Source organism: Cedecea lapagei (assembly GCF_900635955.1).
In the GTDB taxonomy this organism is placed as follows: Bacteria; Pseudomonadota; Gammaproteobacteria; order Enterobacterales; family Enterobacteriaceae; genus Cedecea; species Cedecea lapagei.
In genome coordinates this window covers 202,795-226,460 of the sequence record NZ_LR134201.1, presented here as the reverse complement: position 1 = coordinate 226,460, position 23,666 = coordinate 202,795, and the positions used below count along the sequence as shown (strand labels likewise).

The 23,666-nt window shown below is 56.5% G+C and carries 21 protein-coding genes and 1 pseudogene; 13 read left to right on the top strand and 9 right to left on the bottom strand.

The window, feature by feature from the left end; translation table 11 throughout:
* Positions 1-47: 47 nt before the first annotated feature.
* The 4 genes from slyD to kefG all read right to left on the bottom strand — a co-directional run bounded on the left by slyD (position 48) and on the right by kefG (position 3,299).
* Positions 48-632: a peptidylprolyl isomerase gene (slyD, locus tag EL098_RS01055; RefSeq protein WP_126354303.1), complete on the bottom strand. Its 585-nt coding sequence runs from the start codon at positions 630-632 to the stop codon at positions 48-50.
* A 98-nt stretch (positions 633-730) separates the two neighbouring features.
* Positions 731-931, bottom strand: coding sequence for a YheV family putative zinc ribbon protein (locus EL098_RS01050; RefSeq protein WP_016538480.1), 201 nt, complete (start codon positions 929-931; stop codon positions 731-733).
* A gap of 11 nt (positions 932-942) precedes the next feature.
* Positions 943-2,748: a glutathione-regulated potassium-efflux system protein KefB gene (gene kefB, locus EL098_RS01045; RefSeq protein ID WP_126354302.1), complete on the bottom strand. Its 1,806-nt coding sequence runs from the start codon at positions 2,746-2,748 to the stop codon at positions 943-945.
* A complete protein-coding gene (gene kefG / locus EL098_RS01040; RefSeq protein WP_197718554.1) occupies positions 2,748-3,299 on the bottom strand; it encodes a glutathione-regulated potassium-efflux system ancillary protein KefG in 552 nt (183 codons plus the stop codon). Before kefG ends, kefB begins: the two co-directional genes overlap by 1 nt.
* Positions 3,300-3,423: 124 nt before the next feature.
* On the opposite strand from kefG, the gene EL098_RS01035 reads away from it, so the two are divergent.
* A complete protein-coding gene (locus EL098_RS01035) occupies positions 3,424-5,328 on the top strand; it encodes an ABC transporter ATP-binding protein (protein ID WP_126354300.1) in 1,905 nt (634 codons plus the stop codon).
* A gap of 45 nt (positions 5,329-5,373) precedes the next feature.
* On the opposite strand, the gene EL098_RS01030 is transcribed toward EL098_RS01035, so the two are convergent.
* A complete protein-coding gene (locus EL098_RS01030) occupies positions 5,374-5,976 on the bottom strand; it encodes a LysE family translocator (RefSeq protein WP_126354299.1) in 603 nt (200 codons plus the stop codon).
* Positions 5,977-6,036: 60 nt separating this feature from the next.
* Between EL098_RS01030 and EL098_RS01025 the strand changes: the two genes are divergently transcribed.
* The 3 genes from EL098_RS01025 to EL098_RS01015 all read left to right on the top strand — a co-directional run bounded on the left by EL098_RS01025 (position 6,037) and on the right by EL098_RS01015 (position 8,233).
* Entirely contained in the window at positions 6,037-7,053 is a 1,017-nt protein-coding gene (locus tag EL098_RS01025) for a hydrolase (protein ID WP_126354298.1), read from the top strand.
* Between the two features lies 1 nt (position 7,054).
* Entirely contained in the window at positions 7,055-7,273 is a 219-nt protein-coding gene (locus tag EL098_RS01020) for a YheU family protein (RefSeq protein ID WP_126354297.1), read from the top strand.
* Positions 7,274-7,363: 90 nt separating this feature from the next.
* Positions 7,364-8,233: a phosphoribulokinase gene (locus EL098_RS01015; protein ID WP_126354296.1), complete on the top strand. Its 870-nt coding sequence runs from the start codon at positions 7,364-7,366 to the stop codon at positions 8,231-8,233.
* 36 nt (positions 8,234-8,269) lie between these two features.
* Here the strand turns inward: EL098_RS01015 and EL098_RS01010 are convergent, their stop codons facing one another.
* A complete protein-coding gene (locus EL098_RS01010; protein WP_126354295.1) occupies positions 8,270-8,674 on the bottom strand; it encodes an OsmC family protein in 405 nt (134 codons plus the stop codon).
* A 312-nt stretch (positions 8,675-8,986) separates the two neighbouring features.
* Between EL098_RS01010 and crp the strand changes: the two genes are divergently transcribed.
* Both crp and EL098_RS01000 read left to right on the top strand, forming a co-directional pair.
* A complete protein-coding gene (gene crp, locus EL098_RS01005) occupies positions 8,987-9,619 on the top strand; it encodes a cAMP-activated global transcriptional regulator CRP (protein ID WP_000242758.1) in 633 nt (210 codons plus the stop codon).
* A 61-nt stretch (positions 9,620-9,680) separates the two neighbouring features.
* Complete coding sequence (locus tag EL098_RS01000; RefSeq protein ID WP_126354294.1) at positions 9,681-11,765, top strand: YccS/YhfK family putative transporter; 2,085 nt, start codon at positions 9,681-9,683, stop codon at positions 11,763-11,765.
* Positions 11,766-11,767: 2 nt separating this feature from the next.
* On the opposite strand, the gene argD is transcribed toward EL098_RS01000, so the two are convergent.
* From argD to ppiA, 3 genes are all read right to left on the bottom strand, one after another.
* Positions 11,768-12,988, bottom strand: a complete 1,221-nt coding sequence (gene argD / locus EL098_RS00995) for a bifunctional acetylornithine/succinyldiaminopimelate transaminase (protein WP_126354293.1) — start codon at positions 12,986-12,988, stop codon at positions 11,768-11,770.
* 88 nt (positions 12,989-13,076) lie between these two features.
* Positions 13,077-13,640 carry an aminodeoxychorismate synthase component 2 gene (pabA, locus tag EL098_RS00990; protein ID WP_126354292.1) on the bottom strand — a complete coding sequence of 188 codons (564 nt, stop codon included), beginning with the start codon at positions 13,638-13,640 and terminating at the stop codon, positions 13,077-13,079.
* Positions 13,641-13,765: 125 nt separating this feature from the next.
* Positions 13,766-14,338: a peptidylprolyl isomerase A gene (gene ppiA / locus EL098_RS00985; protein ID WP_126354291.1), complete on the bottom strand. Its 573-nt coding sequence runs from the start codon at positions 14,336-14,338 to the stop codon at positions 13,766-13,768.
* A 280-nt stretch (positions 14,339-14,618) separates the two neighbouring features.
* Here ppiA and tsgA point away from each other — a divergent pair.
* The 7 genes and pseudogenes from tsgA (at position 14,619) to nirC (ending at position 23,653) form a co-directional block, all read left to right on the top strand.
* A pseudogene (gene tsgA / locus EL098_RS00980) lies at positions 14,619-15,804 on the top strand (MFS transporter TsgA).
* A 175-nt stretch (positions 15,805-15,979) separates the two neighbouring features.
* Positions 15,980-16,597: a glutathione S-transferase family protein gene (locus tag EL098_RS00975; protein WP_126354290.1), complete on the top strand. Its 618-nt coding sequence runs from the start codon at positions 15,980-15,982 to the stop codon at positions 16,595-16,597.
* 34 nt (positions 16,598-16,631) lie between these two features.
* Positions 16,632-18,686 (top strand): pyridoxamine 5'-phosphate oxidase family protein, encoded by a 2,055-nt coding sequence (locus EL098_RS00970; RefSeq protein ID WP_232012290.1) that lies wholly within the window; start codon positions 16,632-16,634, stop codon positions 18,684-18,686.
* 72 nt (positions 18,687-18,758) lie between these two features.
* Entirely contained in the window at positions 18,759-19,649 is an 891-nt protein-coding gene (locus EL098_RS00965) for a LysR family transcriptional regulator (protein WP_126354288.1), read from the top strand.
* Positions 19,650-19,825: 176 nt separating this feature from the next.
* Entirely contained in the window at positions 19,826-22,375 is a 2,550-nt protein-coding gene (gene nirB, locus EL098_RS00960) for a nitrite reductase large subunit NirB (protein ID WP_126354287.1), read from the top strand.
* A complete protein-coding gene (gene nirD / locus EL098_RS00955; RefSeq protein ID WP_126354286.1) occupies positions 22,372-22,698 on the top strand; it encodes a nitrite reductase small subunit NirD in 327 nt (108 codons plus the stop codon). Before nirB ends, nirD begins: the two co-directional genes overlap by 4 nt.
* Before the next feature lie 148 nt (positions 22,699-22,846).
* The gene (gene nirC, locus EL098_RS00950) at positions 22,847-23,653 is read left to right on the top strand and encodes a nitrite transporter NirC (RefSeq protein WP_126354285.1); all 807 of its coding nucleotides are present in this window, start codon (positions 22,847-22,849) and stop codon (positions 23,651-23,653) included.
* The last annotated feature ends 13 nt before the right edge of the window (positions 23,654-23,666 follow it).

Genomic DNA, 23,666 nt, shown 5'->3' with positions numbered 1-23,666 from the left:
AGACATAAAAAAAGGCGTGTTAAACACGCCTTTCTCTTTTGCAGCAATCAGTGGCAACCACAGCCGCCGTTGCCGCAGCCGCCTTTACCGTGATCGTGGCCATGGTCGTGATCGTGGCCGTGACCGCCGCAGCAGCCGTCGTGATCGTGGTCGTGATGATGGTCATGCTCACCGTGAACGTGGCCGTGGGCCAGCTCTTCAGCGGTCGCTTCGCGGATAGCAACCACTTCCACGTTGAATTTCAGGTTCTGGCCAGCCAGCATATGGTTGCCGTCAACCACAACGTGCTCGTCTTCCACTTCGGTGATTTCAACCGGGACTGGACCCTGATCGGTTTCCGCCATGAAGCGCATACCTACCTGCAGCTCGTCAACGCCCATGAAGACGTCTTTAGGGACACGCTGCACCAGATTTTCGTCGTACTGGCCGTAAGCGTCGTTAGCGCCCACTTCCACGTCAAATTTGTCGCCAACTTCGTGACCATCCAGCGCCGTTTCCAGGCCAGAAATCAGGGAGCCGTGACCGTGCAGGTAGTCCAGCGGCGCGCTCACCGGAGACTCATCGACCAACACACCGTCTTCTGTACGTACCTGGTAAGCCAGGCTGACCACCAGGTCTTTTGCTACTTTCATGATATCTCCTGAACGAGCGTAGGGAAAAAACTGGCGCAGATTGTAACGGAAATCTGCGTCGCTGTACTCTCTAGCTTAAAAAAAGCTGCTTCATCTCGCTAGTCGGGATGAAAAATCCCTATCACCTGTTCCTGCTCACGAACGTGCTCGCGAACCTGCTTATCCGCCTCGCGCATCTGATGTCCGCACTTGACGCACTCAACGATATCAACGTTGTTCTCGCGCCACAGGGCGAGGGAATCCTTAGCCTGGCACTTGGGGCAAACGGCCCCGGCAATAAAACGTTTACGCACTGACATTGGCTTCACCCTTATTCAAATTCGTCCCAGCCGTCGAGCTGCCGACGCTCTTGCTGCATTTCACGCTCAAAAATTTCCTCCAGTTCGCGGCGGGCTTCACGCACCCGAGAAATCTGCGCGCTGTCGGTATGGATGGGCATAAGCTCGCGCAGCATACGCATATCCAGGCGGCGGAAGTGCTGCTGCGCCCGGTGCGCCTGATGCGGATGCATGCCTAACGTGAGCAGTGCTTTACGCCCAAGCTCCAGCGCGCTGGAGAAGGTTTCACGCGAGAACAACTTAACGCCCGCCTGCAGCAGCTCATGGGCCTCAACGCGCCCGCGAGCACGTGCCAGAATTGCCAGATGTGGAAAGTGTTGTTGACAGAGGTGGACAATCCGCATTGTATCTTCCGGCTCATTACAGGTGATGACAATGGATTTCGCCGCCTCTGCGCCGGCGGAGCGCAGTAGCTCCACCTCCGTTGCATCCCCATAATAGACTTTATAGCCGTACTTTCTCATCAGGCTCACGGCGCTGATATCTCGTTCAAGCACGGTGATCCGCATCTTGTTGGCCATCAGCAGGCGCCCAATGACCTGGCCAAAACGCCCAAACCCAACGATGATCACCTGCGGCTGATCGTCCTCGACATAAGGTGCCTCATCGGTCTCTTCTCCGGGGTTAAAGCGCCGGGCAAGCAGGGCATCAACGCCCCTCATCAGCAGCGGCGTGGTCATCATCGACAGCGTCACCGTCACCAGCAGCAGCGGCATTTGATCACCCTGGAAGAGCTTCTGCGAGGCGGCCGCGGAAAACAGCACAAAGGCAAACTCGCCCCCCTGGCTCAGCACACCGGCAAACTGCAGCCGTTCAGAGCTGCGCAGGCCATAGACGCGGGACAGACCGTATAAAATCGTGGCTTTTACCGCTACCAGAGCGACCACGCTGAGCGCGATCCACAGCAGATGGGTAAACAGCACGCCCAGGTTCAGCGCCATGCCAACCGAAATAAAGAACAGCCCTAACAGCAGCCCTTTGAACGGATCGATAGCGATCTCAAGCTCGTGGCGATATTCGCTTTCCGCCAGCAGTACGCCGGCCAGGAACGTCCCCAGCGCCATGGAAAAACCAAGCGCATCCATAAACAGCGCCGAACCCAGCACCAGCAGCAGCGACGCGGCGGTGAAGACTTCACGCACGCCGGACCCCGCAATAAAGCGGAATACCGGTCGCAGCAGATAGCGGCCCCCGAGCAGCATGCCAATAAACGCCAGCGCCTTCAGGCCAACTTTAATCCAGTCGGTATGATCGTCGCCATTGCCGGCCAGCAGCGGGACCAGCGCCAGAGCGGGGATCACCGCCAGGTCCTGGAACAGCAGCACCGAAAAACCCAGCTGGCCGGACTCGCTGCGGCTCATGCTTTTGTCACGCATCAGCTGCAGCGCCATCGCCGTGGAGGACATCGCCAGACCAATGCCGCCGACCACCGCGGCCTGCCACGAGAAGTTCGTCAACATCAGCAGCCCGGCCAGCACCGTCGCGCTAAGGATCACCTGCGCGGCCCCAACCCCAAAGATAGAGCGCCTTAGCTGCCATAGTTTCGACGGATTCAGCTCCAGCCCGATGATAAACATCAGGAACACCACGCCAAGCTCGGAGAAGTGCAGGATTTCATCGACGTCGCTGATAAACCCTAAGCCCCAGGGGCCAATCGCTATCCCGGCCAGCAGATAGCCCAGCACGGCGCCGATGCCTAAACGTGCGGCCACGGGTACGGCCACAACCGCCGCGAAGAGGAAGAGTACCCCCGCCAGCAGCAAATCAGAACCTTCCATCAGCGCCCTCCCGTCGGCAACGGATTGGCCAGCCACTCGCCGTAGGCTTTTGCGTGGCTTTCCAGCTGCTGTTTAGACTGGCGGCGCGCCCAGTAAACAATAATCGGCATCAGCCAGTGCATTTTGCACATCGCCGCGGTGAGCTCAAAGGGCCGTAAAATTTCGCTTAAGGGGAAGCGGTTGTAGCCATCATAGCGGTAGGCCCCTTCCGGCTCGCCGGTGGTTATCACGCTGCGCCAGTACTTTCCCGCCAGCGCGTTGCCCCCTATTCCGCTGGCGAAGTCCCGACTTAACACGCGATCCATCCACTCCTTCAGCAGCGCGGGGCAGCTGTAGGTATAGAGAGGATGTTGAAAAACGACGACATCGTGCTCCAGCAGCAATGACTGTTCGTGGTAAATATCGATAAAAAAATCGGGATAGTGCGCGTAGAGATCGTGCACGGTCACATTTTCAAGCTGCAGAGCCGGCTGAAGCAAAACCCGGTTAGCCACCGAGTCCTGGGATTCCGGATGGGCATACAGCAGCAAAACTTTCGGCGGCTGCGACATCATTACCCTCCAGGGCGTCGTCATAGTCATTATTTTGGGCTACCATGCAGCCCGACCTGTTGCCCAGGCGACATGTTAACGAATTACAATGACAATTTAACATACTCTGAACATACGGCGCTTTATGATTGTTTTCTCCTCGTTACAAATTCGTCGCGGCACCCGCGTTCTGCTGGATAACGCCACCGCCACTATCAACCCAGGGCAAAAAGTAGGCCTCGTGGGTAAAAACGGCTGCGGAAAGTCCACGCTGCTGGCGTTGCTGAAAAACGAGATAAGCGCCGACGGCGGCAGCGCAAGCTTCCCCGGCAACTGGCAGCTTGCCTGGGTTAATCAGGAAACGCCCGCCCTGGCGATGCCCGCGATAGAGTATGTCATCGACGGCGATCGTGAATTCCGCAAGCTGGAAGCCGAACTTAACGCGGCAAATGAGCGCAACGACGGCCACGCCATTGCGCTGGTTCACGGCAAGCTGGATGCGGTGGATGCCTGGACTATTCGCTCCCGCGCCTCCAGCCTGCTGCACGGTCTGGGCTTCAGCAATGAACAGCTGGAACGCCCGGTAAGCGATTTCTCGGGCGGCTGGCGCATGCGCCTTAACCTTGCTCAGGCGCTGATTTGTCGTTCAGACCTGCTGTTACTTGACGAACCGACCAACCACCTCGATCTGGACGCGGTCATCTGGCTGGAGCGCTGGCTGAAAAGCTACCAGGGCACGCTGATTCTTATCTCTCACGACCGCGACTTCCTCGATCCGGTGGTAGATAAAATTATCCATATCGAACAGCAAAATATGTTCGAGTACACCGGCAACTACTCTTCATTCGAGATCCAGCGCGCGACACGCCTGTCTCAGCAACAGTCGATGTATGAAAGCCAGCAGCAAAAAGTCGCTCACCTGCAAAGCTTTATCGATCGCTTCAAGGCAAAGGCCTCTAAAGCCAAGCAGGCACAAAGCCGCGTCAAGATGCTGGAACGCATGGAGCTGATCGCCCCGGCGCACGTCGACAACCCGTTCCACTTCAGCTTCCGTGCGCCGGAAAACCTGCCAAACCCGCTGCTACGGATGGAAAAGGTCAGCGCAGGTTACGGCGAGCGAGTGATCCTGAACTCCATCAAGCTGAATCTGGTTCCCGGCTCACGCATCGGGCTGCTGGGGCGTAACGGCGCGGGTAAATCCACTTTAATCAAACTGCTGGCCGGTGAACTGGAGCCGCTGCAGGGTGATATTGGCCTGGCTAAGGGCATCAAGCTCGGCTACTTCGCTCAGCATCAGCTGGAATACCTGCGTGCCGACGAGTCACCGCTTCAGCATCTGGCTCGACTTGCTCCACGCGAGCTGGAACAACAGCTGCGGGACTACCTGGGCGGCTTTGGTTTCCAGGGCGATAAGGTCACGGAGCAAACGGCACGGTTTTCCGGCGGCGAAAAAGCCCGGCTGGTGCTGGCGCTGGTCGTCTGGCAGCGCCCCAACCTGCTGCTGCTCGATGAGCCGACCAACCACCTTGACCTCGACATGCGCCAGGCGCTGACCGAAGCGTTAATCGACTTCGAAGGCGCGCTGGTTGTGGTCTCGCATGACCGCCACCTGCTGCGTTCCACCACCGACGATCTCTATCTGGTCCATGACGGCAAAGTGGAAGCCTTCGACGGCGATCTGGAAGATTACCAGCAGTGGCTGAGTGACCTGCAAAAGCAGGAAAACCAGCCTGCAGATACCGCGAAGGACAACGCCAACAGCGCACAAGCCCGTAAAGACCAGAAGCGCCGTGAGGCCGAGCTTCGTACGCAAACCCAGCCGCTGCGCAAGCAAATCACCCAGCTTGAAAAACAGATGGAAAAGCTAAACGCCCAGCTTGCAGAGGTTGAAGAGAAGCTGGCAGACAGCGCCATTTATGACCAAAGCCGCAAGGCCGAGATGAACGAATGCCTGCAAACTCAGGTGAAGGTGAAGTCGGCGCTGGAAGAGTGTGAGATGGAGTGGCTGGACGCTCAGGAACAGCTCGAACAGATGTTACAGAGCGAATAAAGGCGAAGCATTAAGCCCCTCTCCCCGGCAGGGAGAGGGTAAGCATCAGCGCCAGATAAGCAGAACACAGGCCGCGGTTAACACGCCCATGCTGATGTTGAAAATGGCCCAGGAGCGACGGCTGCGCAGGAACAGGCCAATCAGGCTGCCAAAGGCAATCCAGATAATGCCGGCCACGATGTTCACCAGCGCAATACCAACGCTAATCATCGCCACGGAATGGAGATAATCGGCGCCCGCAAGGCTGAAACTGGCCACCGCGCCCAGCGCCATCAGCCAGGCTTTAGGGTTGATCACCTGCAGCAGGCCGCCCTGCCAGAAAGGCACTGGAGAAGGCGGCGCGGCATCCGTTTCCAGCCGTTCGTATTTCGCGGTACCAATTTTCCAGGCCAGCCACAAAAGATAAACGCTCCCAGCAATCTTCAGGATAAGGTGCAACGCCGGGTAAAGGAGGATTAAACTCCCGACGCCAAAGGCCACCAGCACTAAAATGCACTGCATCCCGAGCATCACGCCAATCATCAACGGCAGGCTACGGAAGAAACCGTAATTCGCGCCGGATGCGGTAAGTAGCGTATTATTGGGACCAGGTGTAATGGCGGCGACCCAGAGAAAGCCCAGCATCGAAAGAAAAAGCGTTAAGTCCATGAATTGGGTGCTCCACACCCGAAGAATAATTAGCGAACTCAACGAAACTAACAGTGTGATATGGCCAGTACAAGTCCTTTAGAACTGAATATTCATCATGATGAAGGTGACGATTTCCGCCCGATGCGCGGACTCAGTAACCCGCATCTGCAAACCATGATCCCACGTTTGATTCGCCGCCGAATCAATTTCAAACCCCACTGGCAGCGCCTTGATATGCCGGACGGGGATTTTGTCGATCTCGCGTGGAGCGAAGATCCGCAAACCGCCATGCACAAACCACGTCTGGTGGTGTTTCACGGGCTGGAAGGTAGCCTTCACAGTCCCTATGCCCACGGCATGATTGAGGCGGCCAAAAAGCGCGGCTGGTTAGGCGTGGTGATGCACTTTCGCGGCTGCAGCGGCGTACCAAACCGTAAAGAGCGTATTTACCACTCCGGCGAAACCGAAGACGGCACTTACTTCCTCGACTGGCTCAATCAGCGCTACGGCGAAGTCCCGACCGCTGCGGTTGGTTTCTCGCTGGGCGGTAACATGCTCGCCTGCCTGATGGCTAAACAGGGCGCGGCCTGCTCGCTGAAAGCGGGCGTGATTGTCTCCGCGCCGCTGATGCTTGAACAGTGCTGCTACCACATGGAACAGGGCTTCTCGCGCGTCTATCAGCACTACCTGCTGAACCTGCTGAAGAAAAATGCCGCCCGCAAGTTAAAGAGCTACCCGGGCTCGCTGCCTATTGACCTGCGTAAGCTTAAAAGCCTGCGCCGTATTCGCGAGTTTGATGATTTAATTACCTCGAAGATTCATGGCTTTGCCGACGCGCTGGACTACTACCGCCAGTGCAGCGCCATGCCGCTTCTGCCGGATATTGCCTCGCCAACGCTGATTATCCACGCCAAAGACGACCCGTTTATGGACCACCATGTCATCCCGGATCGCGAAACGTTGCCGCCCAATATCCACTACCAGCTCACCACTTATGGCGGCCATGTCGGCTTTGTTGGCGGCACCCTGCTGCGCCCGCAAATGTGGCTGGAACAGCGCATCCCTGACTGGCTAACCCGTTATCTGGACCACTGAAATGATCGTTCCCTGGCAAGATCTCGACCCTGAAACCCTCGACAATTTGATTGAATCTTTTGTATTACGCGAAGGCACCGATTATGGTGAGCAGGAGCGCTCGCTGACGCAAAAAGTGGCCGACGTGAAGCGCCAGCTGCAAAGCGGCGAAGCCGTGCTGGTTTGGTCTGAACTCCATGAAACGGTGAACATTATGCCGCGCGGGCAGTTTCGCGGCTGACCGCTAACCGGCGGGGTGATCTATACTGGCTGAAAAGTATAACCAGCGGATGCCGACCTCTTTTCCGATCCCTCATGGAGTTTTCACCCTATGTCAGCCAAACACCCGGTTATTGCGGTAACAGGTTCCAGCGGTGCCGGAACCACCACCACCAGCCTCGCCTTCCGCAAGATTTTCCAGCAGCTCAACCTGCGAGCTGCCGAAGTTGAAGGCGACAGCTTCCACCGCTATACCCGCCCGGAAATGGACATGGCCATCCGCAAAGCGCGCGATGCAGGCCGCCACATCAGCTACTTTGGGCCGGAAGCCAATGACTTCGGTCTGCTGGAGCAAACCTTTATCGAATACGGCCAGACCGGTAAGGGGCAATCACGCAAATATCTGCATACCTACGATGAAGCCGTGCCCTGGAACCAGGTGCCGGGCACCTTTACGCCGTGGCAGCCGCTGCCGGAGCCAACCGACGTCCTGTTTTATGAGGGCCTGCACGGCGGCGTGGTCACGCCTCAGCACAATGTTGCCGACTGCGTGGATTTACTGGTCGGCGTGGTGCCAATTGTTAACCTGGAGTGGATTCAGAAACTGGTTCGCGACACCAGCGAACGCGGCCATTCGCGGGAAGCGGTGATGGACTCCGTCGTGCGTTCGATGGACGATTACATCAACTTTATTACGCCGCAGTTCTCACGCACCCATATTAACTTCCAGCGCGTCCCGACGGTGGACACCTCTAACCCCTTCGCCGCCCGTGCCATTCCGTCGCTGGATGAAAGCTTCGTGGTTATCCACTTCCGGGGGCTGGACGACATCGACTTCCCCTATCTGCTGGCGATGCTGCAAGGATCGTTTATCTCCCACATCAACACGCTGGTGGTGCCTGGTGGAAAAATGGGGCTGGCGATGGAGTTGATTATGGGGCCGCTGGTGCAGCGACTGGCGGAAGGAAGAAAAATTGCCTGATGGCGTCAGGGCGGCGTGGGTACCGCCCTTCTAGTTTTACGCTTCAATAATTTCGTAGCTGTGGCTTATCTCTGCGGCTTTCTCAAGCATCAGCGTCACCGAGCAGTATTTCTCTGCCGTGAGCTCAACGGCGCGAGCCACCGCGCTCTCTTTCAGCTCTTTACCGGTCACAACGAAATGCAGGTGAATGCGTGTAAAAAGACGCGGCGCTTCTTCACGGCGTTCCGAAGTTAGCTTCACCTCACAATCCGTCACCTCGTGGCGGCCTTTTTGTAAAATCGACACCACGTCAATTGAGCTACAGCCGCCCGCCGCCATCAGCAGCATTTCCATTGGGCTTGGCGCTTTATCGCCAGAATTACCGTCCATCAGGATCTGGTGGCCAGAAGCGGACTCACCGAGGAAAGTCATCCCTTCAACCCATTTAACACGTGCCTGCATTTTACCGACTCCAGTAACAAAATTGTCTTTCAGATTACGCGCCTACGTCGAAACTGGCAACGTAAGGCGATCCAGGTCATGCTGAAACGAGACAATACAAGACACTTACCAAAAGCTATGCTAAAACAATTCGGATGCTGCTGCGATACAGAGACGTTTATGCCGTAAGCAGAGGAAACGACTAATTACAGGCCGCAGGACTGACCTGCCCGCCAGTTCCCATGGTTTGGGAAAATTTCACGATTGCAACGCCAGACAAGAGGTTCCGAGTCTTGTCTTTGGTAGCCAGTTTACAACAGAGGATAACCGCGCATGGTGCTTGGCAAACCGCAAACAGACCCGACTCTCGAATGGTTCTTGTCTCATTGCCACATTCATAAGTATCCGTCGAAGAGCACGCTGATTCACCAGGGTGAAAAGGCGGAGACGCTGTACTACATCGTCAAGGGCTCCGTAGCTGTTCTGATTAAAGATGAAGAAGGCAAGGAGATGATCCTTTCTTATCTCAATCAGGGTGATTTCATTGGTGAATTAGGTTTATTCGAAGAAGGCCAGGAGCGTAGCGCCTGGGTTCGTGCCAAAACAGCCTGTGAAGTAGCTGAAATTTCCTATAAAAAATTCCGTCAGCTGATTCAGGTCAACCCGGACATCCTGATGCGCCTCTCTTCCCAGATGGCACGTCGTCTGCAGGTCACCTCCGAGAAAGTCGGCAACCTTGCCTTCCTCGACGTGACCGGCCGCATCGCCCAGACGCTGCTGAATCTGGCGAAACAGCCGGACGCCATGACCCACCCGGACGGGATGCAGATTAAAATCACCCGCCAGGAAATCGGTCAGATCGTGGGCTGCTCCCGCGAAACCGTTGGCCGTATTCTGAAAATGCTGGAAGACCAGAATCTCATTTCCGCACACGGTAAAACGATTGTCGTTTACGGTACTCGTTAATTAGCCCTATAAAGGCGTGTCGCTTCGGTAACACGCCTTTTTTGTCTCTACAATTCAGGCTATGTGGCAGAGATTAATTTATCACCCGGAAGTTAACTACGCGCTTCGGCAGACGCTGGTGCTGTGCCTTCCCGTGGCTATTGGCCTGGTGCTCGGCAGCCTGCAAAACGGCCTGCTCTTCTCGTTAGTCCCCGCCTGCTGCAACATTGCCGGGCTCGACACGCCGCATAAACGCTTCTTCAAACGTCTGATCATTGGCGGCGGCCTGTTCGCCGTCAGCAGCCTTATCATGCAGCTCCTGCTGCTTTATACCCACGTTCCGCTGCCCGCGATACTGATCGCGATGGCCCTGCTGCTCGGCGTCACGGCGGAGATAAGCTCGCTGCATGCTCGCCTGCTGCCCGCCTCGCTGATTGCCGCCATTTTTACGCTCAGCATGGCCGGCAATATGCCTGTCTGGAAGCCGATGGTGCTCTATATCTTCGGCACTATCTGGTACGGCGCGTTCAACTGGTTCTGGTTCCGGTTATGGCGCGAGCAGCCGCTCAGGGAGTCGCTAAGCCTGCTGTACCGCCAGCTTGCGGAGTACTGTGAAGCGAAATACAGCCTGCTGACCCAGCACACCGATCCCGAAAAAGCGCTGCCGCCGCTGCTGATTCGTCAGCAGAAAGCCGTCGACCTGATCACCACCTGCTACCAGCAGCTGCACATGCTGTCGGCAAACCAGCAAAACGGCTACAAGCGCCTGCTGCGCGCTTTCCAGGTCGCTCTGGATTTGCAGGAACACATCTCGGTGAGCCTGCATCAGCCGGAAGAGGTTCAGAAGCTGGTCGAGCAAAGTCATGCCGAGGCCGTGATCCGCTGGAATGCCCAAACCATCGCCAAACGTCTGCGGGTGCTGGCAGACGATATTCTCTATCACCGCTATCCCACGCGCTTTACCATGGATAAGCAAATCGACGCCCTGGAAAAGATTGCCCGCCAGCACCCGGACAACCCGGTCGGGCAGTTCTGCCACTACCACTTCAGCCGGATTGCGCGAGTGCTGAAAACCCAGCGGCCGCTGTATGTGAGAGATTTGATGGAGGACAGGGAGCGCCGCCTGCCGTTCTTCCCGGCGCTGAAAAACTACCTCTCGTTCAAATCATCGGCGCTGCGCAGCTCCGCGCGTTTAGGCGTAATGCTGACGATTGCCAGCCTGCTTGGCTCCTTCCTGCATCTGCCTAAACCTTACTGGATCCTGATGACGGTGATGTTTGTGACGCAAAACGGCTATGGCGCGACGCGCGTACGAATTGTCCACAGGGCGGCAGGCACCATGGCGGGCCTGTGTATCGCCGGTATCACCCTGCACTTCCATGTTCCGGACGGTTACACCCTACTGGCGATGTTAATGATTACCCTGGTGAGCTATCTGTTTATCCGCAAAAGCTACGGCTGGGCCACCATCGGCTTTACCGTCACGGCGGTATATACCCTGCAGCTTATTACGCTCAGCGCTGAGAACTACATCATCCCGCGGCTTATCGACACGCTGCTCGGCTGCATGATTGCCTTTGGCGGCATGATCTGGCTCTGGCCGCAGTGGCAAACCGGCCTGCTGCGCCAGAACGCCCACGACGCGCTGGAGGCCGACCAGGAGGCTATTCGCCTGATCCTGAGCGACGATCCGGAGCCCACGCCGCTGGCCTGGCAACGGATGCGGGTCAACCAGGCGCACAACGCCCTGTTTAACTCGCTCAACCAGGCGATGCAGGAGCCCGGCTTTAACTCCCACTATCTCGCAGACATGAAGCTCTGGGTCACCCACAGCCAGTTTATTGTCGAGCACATCAACGCCATGACCACCCTGGCGCGCGAGCACAACATGCTGACGCCGGACCTGGCGCAAAAGTATCTGCAATCCTGTGAAATCGGGCTCCAGCGCTGCCAGCAGAGGCTGGAGTATGACGGACCTGGCGGGTCGAACGACGCCAATATTCTGGATGTGGACACGCTGCCCACGGGGCCGCTAAGCACCATGGAACAGCATTTACAGCGGATTATTGGCCACCTTAACACCATGCATACCATCTCCTCGGTAGCCTGGCGCCAGCGGCCTCATCATGGGATCTGGCTGAGCCGTCGTCTGCGGCGCGCAGATTAAAATTAGCCAGCCACTACCCGGGCAACGGCTTTCGCAAAGCGCTGCATTCCTTCCTGAATATCCGCGTCCTCAACGATAAGCGACGGGGCAAAACGCATCACGTCAGGGCCGGCGTTCAGCACCATCACGCCTTCAGCCGCTCCGGCATAGAGAAACTCGCGCGCGCGCCCTTTGTACTTCTCATTAAGCTCTGCACCAATCAGCAGGCCCATGCCACGGATGTCGCTAAACAGATCGAACTGCTCGTTGATCTTCTGCAGTTGCTCAACAAACAGCTGGCGCTTCGCGGCCACGCCTTTCAGCACTTCTGGTGTATTGATGATATCGAAAGCCGCACCGGCTACCGCGCACGCCAGCGGGTTGCCGCCGTAGGTTGAGCCGTGGCTGCCTACATGAAACGCGGAGGCAATCTCATTGGTGGTCAGCATCGCGCTCACCGGGAAGCCGCCGCCGAGGGCTTTGGCGCTGGTCAGAATATCCGGGATGACGCCGTAGTTGATATAAGCGAACAGTTCGCCGGTGCGCCCCATTCCCGACTGCACTTCGTCAAACACCAGCAGCGCCTGATGCTCATCGCAGAGCTCGCGCAGCCCCTGCAGGAACTCCGGCGTCGCAGCGGTAACGCCGCCTTCGCCCTGAATGGGCTCCACCACTACCGCGCAGGTATGGTCATCCATCACCGCTTTCACCGCCGCAAGGTCGTTGTACGGCACGTGGATAATGTCGGCCGGTTTCGGGCCAAAACCGTCGGAGTATTTGGCCTGTCCGCCTACGGAGACGGTGAACAACGAACGGCCATGAAACGCGTTATAAAAGGCGATGATTTTGCTTTTGTACGGGCTGTGGCGGGTTGAGGCATAGTAGCGGGCCAGCTTAAAGGCCGTTTCGTTCGCTTCCGTACCGGAGTTCATAAAGACCACGCGCTCGGCGAAGGTGGCGTCAATCAGCTTACGGGCAAGCTTCAGGGCAGGCTCATTGGTAAAGACGTTGCTGGTATGCCACAGGGTTTCACCCTGGGTTTTCAGCGCCTCCACCAGCGCAGGATGGCAGTGCCCCAGCGCGGTCACGGCGATGCCGCCGGCGAAATCCACGTACTCCTTGCCGGCGGTATCCCACACGCGGCTGCCCTTCCCTTTCACAGGAATAAATTCTGCTGGTGCATAAATCGGCAGAATCACTTCATCGAAGGTCGCCCGCGTAACCGCTGATTGTTCAGTTGCCATTTATTCTCGCCCGTTATTATGCGTCAAATATGAATGAAAATATAATCACGAAATATGCATAAAAAACCAAAATCAGGCAAGCAACAATTCACCGATTAAGGAAATTTGCCAGCAGCGCATGCCCCTGCTCGCTGAGAATACTTTCGGGGTGGAACTGCACGCCCTCCAGCGCCAGCGAGCGGTGACGGATCCCCATGATTTCCTGCTTGTCTGTCCAGGCCGTCACTTCAAAACTGTCCGGCAGGGTTTTAGGATCGACGAGCAGCGAGTGGTAGCGGGTTACGGTCAGCGGGTTATTCAGCCCACGAAATACGCCGCTGCCGCTGTGGTTGATCGCGGAAGTTTTGCCGTGCATCACCTGCTCTGCCCGCACAATGGTTGCGCCAAAAGCCTGCGCAATAGCCTGATGCCCGAGGCAAACGCCCAGAATAGGGAGCTGGCCGGCGAAGTGTTTGATGGCTGCCAGAGAGATACCAGCCTCGGTTGGCGTACAGGGACCGGGAGAGATAACCAGCTTTTCCGGCGCCAGGCGCTCAATATCGTCCAGCCCGATGTCGTCGTTACGCTTAACCAGCACGTCTTCACCCAGCTCACAAAAATACTGGTAGAGGTTCCAGGTGAAGGAATCATAGTTGTCGATAAGCAGTAGCATGGCGGCTCCCGGGCAAAAAAGAAGGCGCTATTCTAGTCGCTTTCCCCTGCCGGGCTCACCCCTTTAGTGAAATTCTCTGCTGAAGGAGAGGAGTCGCGCGGGCGGAAAGGCCCGCGCAGAAAATCTTAAGGCAGAACTTTTGCGGAAAGGATCACGATAGGTTTTGAAGGCACATTCTGGTAAGGCCCCACGTCATGGCTTGGTGCCTGGGAAATCTTATCGGCAACGTCCAGACCTTTTACCACTTTACCAAATACCGCGTACCCGAAGTCGCGCTGGCCATAGTCAAGGAAAGCGTTATCGGCAACGTTGATAAAGAACTGGCTGGTTGCGCTGTCTTTATCTGCGGTACGAGCCATGGAGATAGTCCCGCGGGTGTTACGCAGGCCGTTGTCAGCTTCATTTTTGATAGGCGGGTTAGGCTGCTTCTGATTCATATCTTCGGTGAAGCCGCCACCCTGAATCATAAAGCCCGGGATCACGCGGTGGAAGGTGGTGTTGTTATAAAAACCGCTGTTGACGTAATCCACAAAGTTTTTCACCGAAACCGGCGCTTTTTGGCTATTTAACTCAAGCTCAATATTGCCAGCCGAGGTGGTCAACAGGACGTGCGGGTCGCCTTTAGCAGCCAGCGCCGCAGGAGAAAGCGCAGAGAGGGCGAATACAGCTGCAACGGCCGCCAGTGTCGATTTGAGCATGAACAATTCCTTACGAAGGCTGTGAGTGAAGCAAGTGGCTTGATTGTAAAGAGGCGCTGCAAGAGACGCCAGCCATTTACGGTTTTTTACTTTTACGCAAATCAATAAGTTACAACGCTAACGTGCTGAAACAAGTTGAAATGTGTGACGAACCTCATGAATCGCTCAGTTTATTTATGTAATAAATTCATAATTCATTTAAATAGATCACGCAAATGACTAAAATCTGCCCGTCCGCCGCGCTGTCAATGCGCTTTACACTTCCTTGCACAGGCTCGTTATGACTAACAGCAACCGAACCAAGCTTTTATGGATTAGCTTCTTCTCCTACGCCCTCACCGGGTGCGCTGGTGATCGTCACCGGAATGGTGATGGGAAACATCGCAGAATACTTCAATCTGCCGGTGTCCAGCATGAGTAACACGTTTACTTTCCTTAACGCCGGTATTTTGATCTCTATCTTCCTGAACGCCTGGCTGATGGAAATCGTCCCGCTGAAAACCCAGCTGCGCTTTGGCTTCCTGCTGATGGTGCTGGCCGTTGCCGGCCTGATCTTCGGTCATAACCTGGCTATCTTCTCCGCCTCCATGTTCGTGCTGGGGCTGGTCAGCGGGATAACCATGTCGATCGGTACCTTCCTGATTACCCATATGTATGAAGGGCGTCAGCGCGGCTCTCGTCTGCTGTTTACCGACTCCTTCTTCAGCATGGCCGGGATGATCTTCCCGATGGTCGCCGCTATCCTGCTGGCTCGCAGCATCAACTGGTACTGGGTCTACGTCTGTATCGGCCTGGTCTACGTGGCTATCTTCCTGCTGACCCTGGGCTGCGAGTTCCCGGCGCTGGGCAAACACGCGAAGAAAGAAGACCAGCCGGCTACCAAGGAAAAATGGGGTATCGGCGTGCTGTTCCTGTCCATCGCGGCGCTGTGCTACATCCTCGGCCAGCTTGGCTTTATCTCCTGGGTACCGGAGTACGCTAAAGGTCTCGGCATGAGCATTAATGATGCCGGTAAACTGGTCAGTGACTTCTGGATGTCTTACATGTTCGGCATGTGGGCGTTCAGCTTCATCCTGCGCTTCTTCGATCTGCAGCGTATTCTGACCGTACTGGCAGGGGCTGCTACCGTGCTGATGTACCTGTTCAACCACGGCGATCCGGCTCATCTGGCCTGGTTTATTCTGGCGCTTGGCTTCTTCTCCAGCGCGATTTACACCACCATCATCACCCTGGGTTCTCAGCAGACCAAAATCTCTTCGCCGAAGCTGGTTAACTTTGTGCTGACCTGCGGCACCGTAGGCACCATGCTGACCTTCATCGTCACTGGTCCAATCGTCGCCCACAGCGGCCCTCTGGCTGCCCTGCACACCGCGAATGGCCTGTATGCTGTGGTATTCGTCATGTGCCTGGTGCTGGGTTTCGTGACCAAACACCGTCGCCACGGCGCAGAAGCTACCGCGCACTGATTGCCCTGCAATCCGCCCTCTCCAAACGGAGGGGGCCTTCTCAATCTCTCCCGCTATTATTACGTTTTCCACAATAATGAATTGCCGATAAGGCTTATTCCTGCCAAAGATCGCCTGTGGCAACCTGTTTGCATCGTTCGGGACTCCTCCCGATCAGCCAATCAGGACTCTAAGCATGAAACTCTATAGCTTTCCTCTGTCAGGCCATGCCCACCGCGCACGCTTATTCATTTCCCTGCTCGGCCTCCCCCATGAAATTGTTGAGCTGGATCTGAAAGCCGGTGCCAACAAACAGCCGGAATACCTGGCGCTTAACCCGTTTGGGCAGGTACCTCTGCTGGACGATGACGGTACGCTGATCCCAGACTCCAACGCCATTCTTGTCTACCTGGCCAAAAAGAGCGGCCAAAGCAGCTGGCTGCCGGACGATCCGCAGGGCGCAGCAGCCGTCCAGCGCTGGCTTTCCGTCGCAGCAGGCGATCTTGCTTTCGGCCCGGCCGCCGCGCGTCTGGTGACGGTTTTTGGCGCAAAGTTCAATCCTGAAGAGGTGATTGCCCGCGCTCACGTCGTTCTGGGGCGTATTGAGCAGCATCTTACCAACCGCGAATGGCTGGTAGGCGACCACCCGACCATCGCCGACGTGGCTATTTACAGCTATACCTCCAGCGCGCCTGAGGGCAATGTAGACCTCTCCGGCTATCCAGCTGTGAACGCTTTCCTGCGCCGTATCGAAGCGCTGCCGGGATTTGTCCCCTTCGTTAAAACCGCCGCAGGCCTTAACGCCGTAGCTTAATCCCACGCTGAAGGGGGAAAAAATGAGCGAGAAGATGACAAAACAGCCCAGCTGGCATGAAGGTGAAATCTTCCTTCAGGATAAGGTTGGCGTCACCGAGCGCATGGCGGAAGTCGGCCAGCGGGTGATACGCGATTACATGCCCGAGCAGCATCGCGACTTCTACGCTCATTTGCCTTTTATCGTCGCAGGCAGCGTCTCCCCGAGCGGCGAAGCATGGGCAACCCTTCTGGAAGGCGAGCCCGGCTTTATCACCTCCCCTACGCCAACAACTCTGACGATAGCAGCACGACTAGCTGACGGAGATCCGGCCACCGAAGGGATGAGTCACCGCGCCTGCATAGGCCTGTTGGGTATAGAGCTCCATACCCGCCGACGTAACCGAATGAATGGTACTTTGCTGCAGACGAGCGACGGCTTCGAGGTTGAAGTCGAGCAGAGCTTTGGTAACTGCCCGCGCTATATTCAGCTGCGAGAGTTCACTTTCGCGCACGAACCGGGCGGCCATACCAGCGGGTCAGTTGAAACACTTTCAGAAGCAGATGAGGAGGCCCGCAGCCTTATCCAGACGGCGGACGCTTTTTTTGTCGCCTCCTGGACCGAAAGGGACGGTAAGCGGCAGGCCGATGTTTCGCACCGCGGCGGCAAACCGGGCTTTATCCGAATGAGCGACGACGGCACGCTGACCATTCCAGACTTCAACGGCAACCTCTTTTTCGCCACGCTCGGTAACCTCCTGCTCAACGGCCAGGCGGGCCTGCTGTTCGTGGATTTTAACAGCGGCGATATGCTGCAAATGTCCGGCGAAGCGGCAGTAATTCTGGATTCAGCGGAAATCGCCGCGTTCCAGGGTGCCGAGCGGCTTTGGACGTTTAAAGCGCGCCGTATTGTACGCCGCCGCAACGCGCTGGCGCTGCGCTGGAGATTTGAGGATAAAGGCGCGTCTCCCCATTCGCTGATGACAGGCAGCTGGCAGGAGGCGGCGAGCAGGATAAAAGCGGCAGAGTTGGCAACGCGCTGGCGACCTTTTCAGGTGGTAAAGATTGCCGATGAGAGCCGCTCGATCCGCTCTTTTTATCTTCAACCCGGCGATGGCGCAGGCATGCTCCCCCACCTCGCCGGGCAGCATCTGCCTGTTTGCGTGAAAATTCTCAACGCAGAAAGGCCGGTTATTCGCACCTACACGATTTCCTCAGCCCCATCGGATGGTTTTTACCGCATCAGCGTTAAGCGGGATGGCAGCGTGTCTCGCCACCTGCATAACGACGTTTCCGTTGGCGATATTATTGACGTCCTTGCTCCGGCGGGTAATTTTACCCTTAACGCCCACGAGCAACGCCCTGCTGTGCTGCTGGCAGGGGGCGTTGGCATTACCCCGATGATCGCTATGCTTCGGCACATCGTCTATGAAGGGCTGCGCAAACAGCGTATTCGACAAACGTTCTTATTCCAGTCTGCAAGGCAGGCTGAAGATCTCTCTTTTACCGGTGAACTTAATGAGCTGGTTACGGCGGCGAAAGGGGCCGTGCAGGTGATACGAGTGCTGAGTCAGCCTGACGGCGCTCAGCACGCAGTGGAGTATGATGTTCATGGCCGTATCGATATGCCGTTGCTGACGAGCCGTCTGCCGTTTAACGACTACGATTTTTATCTTTGTGGTCCAGCTGCGTTCACTCAGTCTCTTTATGAAGGGCTGCGGAAATACAACGTCAGCGATAACAGAATCCATGCAGAAGCCTTTGGTCCTTCATCGCTGGTACGCTCGACAGAGCACGCAGCCCTAAAACCCGACGCCCCTCCTCCATCCACCAGCCCCGTGCCGGTCGCTTTTATGCATTCGCTGAAAGAGGCTCGATGGATGCCGGATTCAGGTTCACTTTTAGAGCTGGCCGAAGCTCGCGGATTAAGCCCGGAGTTTAGCTGCCGGGAAGGCCACTGCGGAAGCTGCCGGACTAAGCTGCTTAAAGGCTCGGTGACCTACCTTAAAACGCCATCGGCAAGCAGAGGGCAAGATGAAGTCCTGATTTGCTGCGCAGTCCCGGCCCAGTTGCCCGCGGGCGAAGAAAACCGCATTCAGCTTGAGCTGTAACGCCCCCCATTGCGCCAGCCTCGGCGAATAACCGATACTGAAGTTCCTTTTAGACTGGTGATGAGATCATTAATGGATCGTTGGCATGCGATGAAAATCTTCGTCAAAGTCGCAGAAACCGAGAGTTTTGCCGCTGCCGCACGCCTGCTTCATATCAGCGCGCCGGTGGCAACTCGTGCGGTGGCTGCGCTGGAAGACGCCATCGGTACACGCCTGTTCATTCGCACCACACGCACCGTAAAGCTGACCGAGCCGGGCCTGCGGTACCTCAACGACTGCCGCACAATCCTCGCCAGCATAGAGGAAGCCGAAGCCGCAGCGGCGGGCTCCTATGCCACGCCGTCAGGGGTCCTGACGATTACGGCTTCCGTGTTGTTTGGTCAGAAGTTCGTCCTGCCGGTTATCACGGATTATCTTGATGCGTGGCCAACCATGCGCGCCAGATCGCTGTTCGTTGACCGCCAGGTAAACATCATTGAAGAAGGCATCGACGTTGCCGTCCGCATCGGGCACCTGCCCGACTCAGGGCTGACGGCAACCAAAGTCGGCACCGTCCGTCGTGTTGTTTGTGCGTCGCCAGACTATCTTGAGAAACATGGTATTCCCCAAACGCCTGCTGACCTTAAAAATCATCGTATTGCCTCTTCGGCCAGTGCCTGGGCTTCGCCGGAGTGGCGCTTTGCTGGCGACCAGCGAGTGATGATCAACGCCACCCTCCAGTGCAATAACAACGAGTCCTCGATTGCAACGGCAAAGGCAGGCTGGGGCCTGACCCGAGTTCTGGATTACCAGATTGCTCCGGCCCTGCGTGAAGGCACGCTGCAGATTGTACTTAGCGAGTACGAATTAGCGCCCCTGCCCATTCACGTTGTCCATACCGAAGGCCGCCACGTCTCCGCCAAAGTACGGACGTTCGTTGACTTTATCGTTGCCCGGCTCCGCGCCAATCCGCTATTGAACTAAATCTCGCCTCCTCGCCTCAGCGGCGAAAAACCAACCAATTCCATAAATTACAAAACTCCATCAAAATCAAACATATACCCATTAAGAGGTATATAAAGGCGCATTTGATTTGCATCAATAATCACCGTAGCTGAATCGTTAAGGTAGGCGGTAATAGAAAAGAAATTGAGGCAATTATGAGCAAAGTCAGAATCGCAGTTATCGGTAACGGCATGGTTGGCCATCGCTTTATCGAAGACTTACTTGATAAAGCCCAGCCGGACCAGTTCGATATCACCGTATTTTGTGAAGAGCCGCGTAAAGCCTACGACCGTGTGCACCTCTCTTCTTATTTCTCCCATCATACTGCTGAAGAACTCTCTCTCGTCCGCGACGGCTACTACGAAAAACATGGCGTAAAAGTGCTGGTGGGCGAGCGCGCAATCACCATCAACCGTCAGGAAAAAGTGATCCACTCCAATACCGGCCGCACCGTGTATTACGACAAGCTGGTGATGGCGACGGGCTCCTACCCATGGATCCCGCCCATCAAAGGCTCGGAAACCCAGGACTGCTTCGTTTATCGCACCATCGAAGATCTTAACGCCATTGAGTCCTGCGCCCGCCGCAGCAAGCGCGGCGCCGTCGTCGGCGGGGGCCTGCTGGGGCTGGAAGCCGCCGGCGCGCTGAAAAACCTGGGCGTGGAAACTCACGTCATTGAATTTGCCCCAATGCTGATGGCCGAGCAGCTAGACCGCATGGGCGGCGAGCAGCTGCGCAGCAAAATCGAGCGCATGGGCGTTCGCGTGCATACCGGTAAAAATACCCAGGAGATCGTCCAGCAGGGCAGCGAAGCGCGCAAAACCATGCGCTTTGCCGACGGCAGCGAGCTGGAAGTTGACTTCATCGTCTTCTCTACCGGCATTCGTCCTCAGGACAAACTGGCCACTCAGTGTGGGCTTGAAATTGCCCAGCGCGGCGGCATCGTTATCAACGACAGCTGCCAGACTTCCGACCCGGATATCTACGCCATCGGTGAATGCGCCAGCTGGCATAATCGCGTCTTCGGCCTCGTCGCACCGGGCTATAAAATGGCGCAGGTCACCGCAGACCACCTGCTCGGCACGGAAAACATCTTTGAAGGCGCTGATATGAGCGCCAAGCTGAAGCTGCTCGGCGTTGACGTAGGCGGTATTGGCGATGCGCATGCCCGCACCCCGAAAGCCCGCAGCTACGTTTACCTCGATGAAAGCAAAGAGGTTTACAAGCGTCTGGTGGTCAGCGAGGACAATAAAACCCTGCTGGGCGCGGTGCTGGTTGGCGACACCAGCGACTACGGCAACCTGCTGCAGCTGGTTCTGAACGCCATCGAACTGCCTGAAAACCCGGACTCGCTGATTCTGCCGGCTCACGCAGGCAGCGGCAAACCCTCTATCGGCGTTGATAAGCTGCCTGAAAGCGCGCAAATCTGCTCCTGCTTTGACGTCACCAAAGGCGACCTGATCAAAGCCATCAACAAAGGGTGCCACACCGTGGCCGCGCTGAAGGCGGAAACCAAAGCCGGCACCGGCTGCGGCGGCTGTATCCCATTGGTTACCCAGGTGCTGAACGCCGAGCTGGCAAAAGCCGGTATCGAAGTGAACAACAACCTCTGCGAGCACTTCTCCTACTCCCGCCAGGAGCTGTACCACCTGATCCGCGTGGAGGGCATCAAGTCCTTCGACGAACTGCTGGAGAAACACGGCCAGGGCTACGGCTGCGAAGTCTGTATGCCGACCATTGGCTCGCTGCTGGCCTCCTGCTGGAACGACTATATTCTGCAGCCGGAGCTGACCCCGCTGCAGGACACCAACGATAACTTCCTCGGCAATATCCAGAAAGATGGCACCTATTCGGTGATCCCACGTTCTGCCGGCGGTGAAATTACGCCTGAAGGGCTGATGGAAGTGGGTCGTATCGCCCGTGAATACAACCTGTACACCAAAATCACCGGCTCCCAGCGCATTGGGCTATTCGGTGCGCAAAAAGACGACCTGCCGGAAATCTGGCGTCAGCTGATTGAAGCCGGGTTTGAGACCGGTCACGCCTATGCAAAAGCGTTACGCATGGCGAAAACCTGCGTGGGCAGCACCTGGTGCCGCTACGGCGTGGGCGACAGCGTCGGCTTCGGCGTCGAGCTGGAAAACCGTTACAAAGGCATCCGCACTCCGCACAAAATGAAGTTTGGCGTCTCCGGCTGTACCCGCGAATGTGCCGAAGCTCAGGGTAAAGATGTTGGTATCATCGCCACTGAGAAAGGCTGGAACCTGTATGTCTGCGGTAACGGCGGCATGAAGCCGCGCCACGGGGATCTGCTGGCGGCGGATCTCGACCATGACACCCTCGTCCAATATCTTGACCGCTTCATGATGTTCTACATCCGCACCGCAGATAAACTTACCCGTACCTCCGTGTGGCTGGAAAACCTCGAAGGCGGTATCGACTACCTGCGCAGCGTGATTATTGACGACAAACTTGGCCTCAACGATCAGCTGGAGTCCGAGCTAAACCGCCTGCGCGAGAAAGTGCTCTGCGAGTGGACCGAAACCGTGAATAACCCACAGGCGCAGGTCCGCTTCAAACACTTTATCAACAGCCCGCACCGCGATCCGAATGTGCAAATTGTCGGCGAGCGCGATCAACACCGTCCGGCCACGCCTTACGAGCGTATCCCGGTCACTCTGGTAGAAGTGGAGGAACACGCATGAGCCAGTGGACAACCGTTTGTCAGCTAGACGACATCCTGCCTGCAACCGGCGTTTGCGCCCTGGTAGGCTCGGCGCAGGTTGCCATCTTCCGCCCTCGTAAAGACGAGCAGGTGTATGCCATCAGCAATATCGATCCCTTCTTTGAAGCGAGCGTGCTCTCACGCGGGCTGATAGCAGAACATCAGGATGAGCTGTGGGTTGCCAGCCCGCTGAAAAAACAGCGCTTCCGCCTGCGAGACGGCCTGTGCATGGAAGATGAAAGCCGCTCCGTACCGCACTACGAAGCACGCGTGCAGGACGGGCTGGTGCAGATAAAAGCTTAATATCTAACACAACCCTCACCCCGGCCCTCTTCCTTAAGGAGAGGGAGAAAGTCACGAAGGCTTCGCCGGGGATCCCCTCTCCCTCAGGGAGGGGGTGAGGGTAATTTATTTTTAATTTTTCTTTTTTAACTTCATTGGGATAACAAAAATGTTCACCGATACTATCAATAAGTGTGCGGCGAATGCCGCACGAATAAACCGTCTCTCGCAGACGAATCCTCTGGGCTTCTGGGTCAGTTCCGCCATGGCGGGCGCTTACGTTGGCCTTGGCATCATCCTGATTTTCACCCTTGGTAATTTACTCGATCCCTCCCTTCGTCCGCTGGTGATGGGAGCAACCTTCGGGATCGCCCTGACGCTGGTGATTATCGCCGGTTCCGAACTGTTTACCGGCCACACCATGTTTCTGACCTTTGGCGTAAAAGCCGGCACAATCTCTCACGGCAGGATGTGGGCGATCCTGCCGCAGACCTGGCTTGGTAATCTGGTGGGTTCCGTGTTTGTCGCGCTGCTCTATAGCTGGGGCGGCGGCAGCCTGCTGCCGGTAGATACCAGCATTGTGCACGCCGTAGCGCTGGCAAAAACTACCGCGCCGGCGATGGTGCTGTTCTTTAAAGGTGCGCTATGTAACTGGCTGGTTTGCCTCGCAATCTGGATGGCAATTCGTACTGAAGGTGCGGCGAAGTTCATCGCTATCTGGTGGTGCCTGCTGGCGTTTATCGCCTCCGGCTACGAGCACTCCGTTGCCAATATGACGCTCTTTGCCCTCTCCTGGTTCGGTCACCACAGCGAAGCTTATACGCTGACCGGTATCGGCCATAACCTGCTGTGGGTCACGCTGGGGAATACCCTTTCTGGCGTGGTATTCATGGGTCTGGGTTATTGGTATGCTACGCCGAAAGCCGAACGCCCGCTGCCTGCCGTCGCAGGCGCACCGGAAACCGCCCGTAATTAATTGAGGATTGACC

What these genes read in the sequence shown, in the direction of transcription:
- EL098_RS01020 (WP_126354297.1), top strand. Translation starts at nt 7,055, where the DNA reads ATGATCGTTCCCTGGCAAGATCTCGACCCTGAAACCCTCGACAATTTG.
- EL098_RS00965 (WP_126354288.1), top strand. Translation starts at nt 18,759, where the DNA reads ATGGATCGTTGGCATGCGATGAAAATCTTCGTCAAAGTCGCAGAAACC.
- pabA (WP_126354292.1), bottom strand. Translation starts at nt 13,640, where the DNA reads ATGCTACTGCTTATCGACAACTATGATTCCTTCACCTGGAACCTCTAC.
- kefG (WP_197718554.1), bottom strand. Translation starts at nt 3,299, where the DNA reads ATGTCGCAGCCGCCGAAAGTTTTGCTGCTGTATGCCCATCCGGAATCC.
- EL098_RS00970 (WP_232012290.1), top strand. Translation starts at nt 16,632, where the DNA reads ATGACAAAACAGCCCAGCTGGCATGAAGGTGAAATCTTCCTTCAGGAT.
- EL098_RS01000 (WP_126354294.1), top strand. Translation starts at nt 9,681, where the DNA reads ATGTGGCAGAGATTAATTTATCACCCGGAAGTTAACTACGCGCTTCGG.
- nirD (WP_126354286.1), top strand. Translation starts at nt 22,372, where the DNA reads ATGAGCCAGTGGACAACCGTTTGTCAGCTAGACGACATCCTGCCTGCA.
- kefB (WP_126354302.1), bottom strand. Translation starts at nt 2,748, where the DNA reads ATGGAAGGTTCTGATTTGCTGCTGGCGGGGGTACTCTTCCTCTTCGCG.
- EL098_RS01050 (WP_016538480.1), bottom strand. Translation starts at nt 931, where the DNA reads ATGTCAGTGCGTAAACGTTTTATTGCCGGGGCCGTTTGCCCCAAGTGC.
- EL098_RS00975 (WP_126354290.1), top strand. Translation starts at nt 15,980, where the DNA reads ATGAAACTCTATAGCTTTCCTCTGTCAGGCCATGCCCACCGCGCACGC.
- argD (WP_126354293.1), bottom strand. Translation starts at nt 12,988, where the DNA reads ATGGCAACTGAACAATCAGCGGTTACGCGGGCGACCTTCGATGAAGTG.
- slyD (WP_126354303.1), bottom strand. Translation starts at nt 632, where the DNA reads ATGAAAGTAGCAAAAGACCTGGTGGTCAGCCTGGCTTACCAGGTACGT.
- nirC (WP_126354285.1), top strand. Translation starts at nt 22,847, where the DNA reads ATGTTCACCGATACTATCAATAAGTGTGCGGCGAATGCCGCACGAATA.
- ppiA (WP_126354291.1), bottom strand. Translation starts at nt 14,338, where the DNA reads ATGCTCAAATCGACACTGGCGGCCGTTGCAGCTGTATTCGCCCTCTCT.
- nirB (WP_126354287.1), top strand. Translation starts at nt 19,826, where the DNA reads ATGAGCAAAGTCAGAATCGCAGTTATCGGTAACGGCATGGTTGGCCAT.
- crp (WP_000242758.1), top strand. Translation starts at nt 8,987, where the DNA reads ATGGTGCTTGGCAAACCGCAAACAGACCCGACTCTCGAATGGTTCTTG.
- EL098_RS01015 (WP_126354296.1), top strand. Translation starts at nt 7,364, where the DNA reads ATGTCAGCCAAACACCCGGTTATTGCGGTAACAGGTTCCAGCGGTGCC.
- EL098_RS01010 (WP_126354295.1), bottom strand. Translation starts at nt 8,674, where the DNA reads ATGCAGGCACGTGTTAAATGGGTTGAAGGGATGACTTTCCTCGGTGAG.
- EL098_RS01025 (WP_126354298.1), top strand. Translation starts at nt 6,037, where the DNA reads ATGGCCAGTACAAGTCCTTTAGAACTGAATATTCATCATGATGAAGGT.
- EL098_RS01030 (WP_126354299.1), bottom strand. Translation starts at nt 5,976, where the DNA reads ATGGACTTAACGCTTTTTCTTTCGATGCTGGGCTTTCTCTGGGTCGCC.
- EL098_RS01035 (WP_126354300.1), top strand. Translation starts at nt 3,424, where the DNA reads ATGATTGTTTTCTCCTCGTTACAAATTCGTCGCGGCACCCGCGTTCTG.